General features: G+C 43.9%; 6 protein-coding genes. All 6 read left to right on the top strand.

Annotation, left to right across the window (positions count from 1 at the left end; genetic code table 11):
- A partial coding sequence (locus tag J6I68_RS11130) for a class I adenylate-forming enzyme family protein (protein WP_292220356.1) occupies nt 1–1,549 on the top strand: 1,549 nt, incomplete at its 5' end.
- 34 nt (nt 1,550–1,583) lie between these two features.
- The gene (locus J6I68_RS11125; protein ID WP_292220354.1) at nt 1,584–2,522 is read left to right on the top strand and encodes a lysophospholipid acyltransferase family protein; all 939 of its coding nucleotides are present in this window, start codon (nt 1,584–1,586) and stop codon (nt 2,520–2,522) included.
- A gap of 74 nt (nt 2,523–2,596) precedes the next feature.
- Complete coding sequence (locus J6I68_RS11120) at nt 2,597–2,860, top strand: hypothetical protein (RefSeq protein ID WP_292220353.1); 264 nt, start codon at nt 2,597–2,599, stop codon at nt 2,858–2,860.
- A 145-nt stretch (nt 2,861–3,005) separates the two neighbouring features.
- The gene (locus J6I68_RS11115) at nt 3,006–4,319 is read left to right on the top strand and encodes a sugar phosphate nucleotidyltransferase (RefSeq protein ID WP_292220352.1); all 1,314 of its coding nucleotides are present in this window, start codon (nt 3,006–3,008) and stop codon (nt 4,317–4,319) included.
- 9 nt (nt 4,320–4,328) lie between these two features.
- Nucleotides 4,329–5,339, top strand: a complete 1,011-nt coding sequence (locus tag J6I68_RS11110; RefSeq protein ID WP_292220350.1) for a type I phosphomannose isomerase catalytic subunit — start codon at nt 4,329–4,331, stop codon at nt 5,337–5,339.
- Between the two features lie 103 nt (nt 5,340–5,442).
- Entirely contained in the window at nt 5,443–7,155 is a 1,713-nt protein-coding gene (locus tag J6I68_RS11105; protein WP_292220349.1) for a vWA domain-containing protein, read from the top strand.
- Nucleotides 7,156–7,158 lie beyond the last annotated feature (3 nt).

Here is a 7,158-nt window from a genome sequence, read left to right as displayed (position 1 = left end):
GGGGCGGAAGATTACATATGGCGAGCTCTTTGAAAACATAGATAAGACGGCGGCAGCTTTTCTGAAGGCTGGTGTCAAAGAAAAAGAGATTGTTACAGTTGCCCTTCCAAGCATTCCAGAAGCGCTTTACTGTGTGTATGCACTTAATAAGATTGGTGCTGTTGCGAATATGATCCATCCGCTGGCGGGAACAGAAGAGACTCTTTATTATTTTAATGAGGTTAAGGGTAGGATTGCTGTAATCTTTGATGGTGCATTCGATGCTATTGTTAGTGATATAGCAAAATCTACAGTTGAAAAGGTTATTGTTGCATCACCAGGAGATTCGCTTCCTCTACATTTGAAAGCTGCATATAATCTGAAGGTTAAGAAACCTAAACTAGGCGGAAAAGTTTTCCAAAGCTGGAAAAGTTTTATAAAAGATGGAGACGGTACAGAAGTCAGAGAAGTCAAAAAAGACTGCCATGAGATGGCAATTATTTCTCATACAGGCGGAACGACAGGCACACCCAAGGGGGTTATGTGCTCGGATTATAGCCTGAATGCTCTCATGTACCAGATTGTATGCGGATTTGAGCATGATCGTAATGGATGCTCCCTTGTGGTTTTGCCACCGTTTGTCAATTATAGTCTTGTAGAAGGAACACTTGCTATGCTCAGCATAGGTTATAAGTGCGTTCTTTTACCGAAGTATGACTCTGATAGATTTGCAAGTTATGTAAATAAGTATAAGCCATCCGTAGTCCTTTCAATTCCTGCGTATTGGATGGCTGCATTGGATAAAAATGAACGCGCCGATATGTCATGCTTTGAGCATATATACTACGGTGGAGAGGGCATGACAGAAGAAAAAGAAGATGAGATAAACCGTTACTTGTTAAGTTGCGGTTCCAAAACAAAACTTTGTAAGGGCCTGGGCTCCACAGAACTTATGGCTGCTGCGTCTCAATCTTTTCCTGAGTGTAATCCATTGGGAAGTGTGGGAATTCCCCTGGTTAAAATCAATTGTCGTGTTGAGGATCCAGAGACCGGAAAAGAACTACCTTATGGAAAAGAGGGAGAACTATGTTTCAATGGACCTACAATGATGCTGGGGTATTTCAACAATCAGGAGGCCACTGACAGCGTCGTTAGAATACATTCTGATGGTGATAGATGGCTTCATACGGGAGACTTGGGATATGTTGACTCTGACGGAATCATATACGTTACCGGTAGAATTAAACGAATCATAATGACAAAAGGCCGTGATGGGCAGGTGACAAAGATGTTCCCAGACCGGATAGAGAAAGTAATAGACGCGCTTGAGATGGTAGAACTATGCTGCGTAGTGGGCGTGCCTGACAAAAACCGTATATATTACCCTAAAGCATTTGTTCTGCTTGGAGAAAAGGCCGATAAAGGCAAAGCGAAAAAAGAGATCCAGGAAGCATGTGTACAAAACTTACCCGAATATATGGTACCAGAAGAGCTAGAATTTGTTGATGATCTGCCACGTACCCCAAGAGGAAAAGTGGACTATCGAGCCCTGGAAAAAGAGGCTATGTAACTTAAAATGCCTATTTAGGAGTAGCGACAAAAACATGAATGTTTTACGAGACCTGAAATCATTTATTTACATGCTTTCGCTAGATCAGAAAGCTTGTGAAGAATATTGTCGCAGACAGCGCATTGAAAGATTCAGAGAAGGCAAGGGCGGGGTAAAAAGAATCCCGCTTCATTCTGTTGCACACCGCATACTTATGCCACTTCTGTGGTGTGATCAGTATATTGCTGGAAAGAGACTGACGGTTATTAACGATGCCCGTACAAAAACAAAAAAGCCAATCATATTCTGTGCGACCCATATTGGTGGAGCTGATGCAGAGATGTCTCTTTTAACAATCCATGATCCATGCTGGGTGGTTGTTGGTGACCCAAGGGAACTATACAAAAACTTCGATGGAGCGCTACTTGAGATAAATGGGGCGATAATGCTTGATACCCAGTACAAAGAGGATCGAAAGGCAGCAAAAGCAAGGATGGCAGATCTGCTTAAGAAGGGAGGCAATCTCCTGATATATCCTGAGGGAGCACAGGATATAAGCCCCAATGCGCTTCTGAATCATCTGTATGCAGGCGCTGTTGAACTTGCAATAACCTGCGGGGCTGACATTGTTCCTATTGCATTACATCGGGATAAAAACAAGTATTATGCAAATGTAGGTGCCAACATCAGCTACGAGGGATGTGACTACACTGAAAGATATAAGCTGACAAGCGAACTCAGGGATAGAATGGCAACCCTTAAGTGGGAGATAATCGAAGCTTTACCAAGTGTCAGCAGGCAGGATGTTGAGGACACGGCATATGATGACTTCCTGCATGATGTATTTGCTATGGATGCCTCATACACTTGGACTATGGATGACGTGAAGGCAAGTATGTTCAAGCCGGAGGGCTTTGTTGATGCAGATGATGTGTATTCATTCATGGACAGGATCCAGCCAAACATCAATAATGCTTTCTTGTTTGGGAAATAGTGGGCTTGGCAGTAATGCCAAACGACTTCATTTTGAAACCATTTCTCATGGAACATATGGCGGAGGTAGCAAATATGTTGTCAGAAGAATTACAGGAACTTAATGCAAAACAGCTTATTGCAAGAGCAAATTATAAAAAAGGTCAGCTTCATGGTGAGAAAATAGGCGAAAAGAAAGGTGAAAAGAAAGGTGAAAAGAAAGGCATAACTAACATGTCCAGTCTTATCAACTGGCTCTTTTCCCAAAACCGTGATGAAGACGTTAAGAAGGTAGCATCTGACCCAGAGTATTTGGATAAGCTGTTTGCTGAATATCATGCTGCGAATAAAGAGGACTAAATAAAACAGTTCCCACCGGGTAAGGACTTTGATCCTTACCCGTTTTTTGATGCGATTAAAATGGCAGGACGATTGTGTTATACTATATGAGATTGATTTAAACCAATAGAAAAAGTAAAACAAATTACGAAAGGTGAAACACGCTTTGAATATTATTTTGTTATCAGGTGGATCAGGCAAGCGCCTGTGGCCACTTTCCAATGACGTAAGAAGTAAACAGTTCATCAAGATCTTTAAGAATGAAGATGGAACCTATGAGTCCATGGTCCAAAGGATGTATGGCAAGATCAAAAAGATTGACTCGGATGCAACTGTAACCATCGCAACCAGTAAGAGTCAGATCTCTGCCATCCACAACCAGATTGGAACTGAGGTGGGCATCAGCGTAGAGCCTTGCAGAAGAGATACTTTCCCTGCAATTGCTCTGGCGACTGCATACCTTGTTGACGTTATGGGAGTTGATCCAAATGAGCCAGTGGTGGTATGCCCTGTAGACCCTTATGTTGAGGACGACTATTTTGAGGCTCTTAAGAAGCTCTCTGACCAGGCAGCTAAGGGAGAGGCAAACCTTGTCCTTATGGGAATTGAGCCAACTTATCCAAGTGAGAAGTACGGCTATATCATCCCCAAGACCAAGGACGATACTTCAGATGTTGAGACTTTTAAAGAAAAGCCAACAGTAGAAGTTGCCAAGGACTACATTTCAAAGGGCGCTTTGTGGAACGGCGGCGTATTTGCCTACAAGCTTTCGTATGTACTTAAAAGAGCTCACGAGCTCATTGACTTTACAGACTACCAGGATCTCTTTTCAAAATATGAGACCTTAGAGAAAATCTCTTTTGACTATGCTGTTGTAGAAAAAGAGGACAAGATTCAGGTTTTGAGATTTGCAGGAGAGTGGAAGGATCTTGGAACATGGAATACTCTGACTGAAGCCATGACTGAGAACGTTGTGGGCAAGGGTATCATGAATGACAACTGCGAGGGCGTTCACATCCTCAATGAGCTCAATGTGCCTATTATCGCCATGGGCCTTCATGACGTTGTCATTTCGGCTTCTCCAGAGGGAATCCTGGTTTCAGACAAGGAGCAGAGTTCCTACATCAAGCCATACGTTGATGGCATCGATCAGCAGATCATGTTTGCGGAAAAGAGCTGGGGCAGCTATCAGGTAATGGACGTTGAGCCCACAGCCATGACCATCAAGGTTATCCTCAATCCTGGCCACTCCATGAACTACCACAGCCACAAGAACAGGGATGAGGTGTGGGTTGTTCTCTCAGGCACAGGTCGCACAGTCGTTGACGGCATGGAGCAGAACATTGCTCCCGGCGATGTGATCACCATGAGCGCAGGTTGCAGACACACTGTATTTGCGGACACTGAGCTCAAGCTGGTGGAGATACAGCTTGGAAGTGACATCTCTGTAGAGGACAAGCAGAAGTTCGAGCTTGAGTGATAGGATCATATGGGAAAAGAAAGATCGGGCGCCATTCCGTTTCTCCTTAAGCCTGCAGGTAAGGACTATCTGTGGGGCGGACAGAGACTTAATGACGACTTTAGCAAAAAAATAAATATGGATCCACTGGCGGAAACCTGGGAGTGCTCAACTCACCCGGACGGCCTTAGCACAGTGTCAGGCGGAGAGTTTGATGGAAAGACCCTGAAAGATGTCATTAGTATGCATCCTGAGTTTTTGGGACAGCACTATGAGGCGCTAAAAGAGATACCAATCCTCATCAAGTTTATTGACGCTAGGTCTGATCTGTCAGTGCAGGTTCATCCAAGTGATGAATATGCCTTCGAGCATGAGAATGGCCAAAGGGGCAAGACCGAGATGTGGTACGTCCTTGATGCATCTGCAGGAGCAAGGCTGGTGTACGGTCTTAGACATGACTGCACAAAAGAAGAATTTCTTTCATATATAAATGAAGGAAAACTTGAGAGACATCTTCAGTATGTCCCAATCAAAAAGAACGATGTATTTTATATAGAATCAGGAACTATCCATGCTATCGGAGCGGGAGCTCTGGTTGCGGAGATCCAGGAGAGCAGCAACTTGACCTATAGGATCTACGACTATAACCGTGTCGACAAAAATGGCAAGCTGCGTGAGCTTCACATAGACAAGGCACTGGAGGTATCCAATCTAAAGGGGCTGCAGGAGCCCAGGCAGAAGCTCCGCGTTCTGAGGTACGGTCCGGGAGTCGCAAGAGAGCTTTTATCAAGATGCAAGTACTTCGAAGTAAACAGGATGCTGGTCAACACTGAGAGAAGACAGGATGTCTTTTACGAGTCTGACGAGCTCTCCTTCAAAGTTTTGCTTTGCTTTGATGGCTGCGGAACAGTGTGCTATGAGGATGAAGATGAAAGACGCCACTACATAGATATCTATAAAGGTGACTGTCTTTTTGTTCCGGCTAATTCAAGGAGACTCAAGCTAAATGGCAGGTTTGATTTCCTCGATGTAAGGTGCTAAAAATTTTTTCAAAAAATTTTGAATAATTTGCAACATATCATTCCCTTCAGTTGTGTACATGGTAGAAAGGCAATTACCAAAACACAATTGGAGGGAATTTATTATGAAAAAGAACTACAGACTAATTGGCACATTAACAATGGCAGCACTTCTGGCAGGTAATCTGTCTGGATGCGGATCAGCCAGAAACTATCAGACTGAAACTGCTGCTGAGTACCCCGTACAGGATAACGGCTACTACAGCACTGCTACATCAGAAAGCTATAGTGACTACAGCGCAGAAGTCTGCGAGGAACCTGTGATGGCAGCCCCATCTTCACCAGCAAGTTCATTATTCGATTCCTTGGGAGCTTCCAAGGCTGCTGAAACTGAAGGGTGCTATGTTTACGAAGATAGCGACTACTGCGTAGTTGTTCCTGAGTACAACACCGAGTCCTACGACAAGCCTGACGAGAACGGTTTTTTCTTATCCCAGGGTCAGCCTCTTTCAACCTTTGCAGCAGATGTGGACACAGCATCCTACGCCAATGTAAGGCGCATGATCGAGGATGGATATGGGAAAAGAAATATCCCAAGCGATGCTGTAAGACCTGAGGAATTCCTTAACTACTTTTCTTATGATCTTAAGAGTCCCAAGAAGGGTGAGAAGTTTGCGGTTACAACTGAAGTTTCAAAGTGCCCATGGGATGAGGACCACGAGCTTATGTTTGTGGGAGTAAAGGCAGAGGATAAGCTTGACGGACAGCTTCCAAAGAGCAATCTTGTATTCCTCATCGATGTATCCGGTTCAATGGACGACGAGGACAAGCTTGGGCTCTTAAAGAAGGGATTTAACGAGCTTGTTGATAATCTTCCTGGAGAAGGTACAGTATCTATCGTAACCTACGCAAGCAAGGAAAAAGTCGTTCTTGACGGCGCTGATATGTCTGAAAAAAGAAAGATCAAAGAAGCCATCAGATCTCTTGAAGCTAATGGTTCAACTGCAGGTGAGAGAGGCATGGAGATGGCCTATGAGATAGCAAAAGAGAATTTCATCGATGGTGGAAACAACCGTATCATCATGGCAACAGACGGAGATCTAAACGTTGGTATCTCAGATCCTGATGAGCTTGAAGACTTCATTTCAAAAAAGAAGGATCAGGGAATCTATCTTTCAGTCCTTGGTTTTGGCGAAGGCAATTACAAGGATGACAAGATGGAAAGACTTGCTGACTGTGGAAACGGCAACTACTCCTACATTGACTCTCTTATAGAGGCAAGAAAGGTCCTTGTAGAAGAGATGACATCAACACTTGTAACAGTTGCAAAAGATGTTAAGTTCCAGGTTGAGTTTAACCCTGCTACAGTTAATTCCTACAGGCTCATTGGCTACGAAAACAGAGAGATGGACGCAGTTGACTTTAACAATGATAAGAAGGATGGCGGTGAGCTTGGATCAGGTCACAGTGTTGTTGCTCTCTATGAGATCGTTCCAGCTGGCAGCGAAAGCGCAATCGATCTTAAGTACCAGCCTGCAGGAAACAGCGATGAATCAGATGACTATGCAACTATCAAGATCCGCTACAAAGAGCCTGAAAAGGATAAGTCTGAGCTTTTGTCATATGTTGTTGGTGCCAATGCTTATCGCGAGAATGTAAGTGAGAACTTTAAGTTTGCAAGCCTTGTATCTGAGTTTGCTATGATCCTTGGGGACAGCGACTATGCAGGAACTATGACTTACAGAGACATCATCAATGGTTACAAAGAGCTTGATAACACGGATGATTACAAGGATGAGTTTATTTCACTGGTGAGAATGGTGGAAAAGAGAAGCTGATAT

This window comes from Butyrivibrio sp., from assembly GCF_017940685.1.
Classification (GTDB): domain Bacteria; phylum Bacillota; class Clostridia; order Lachnospirales; family Lachnospiraceae; genus Butyrivibrio.
The sequence above is the reverse complement of the archived record's forward strand: the minus strand, read 5'-3'. Positions and strand labels throughout refer to the sequence as shown.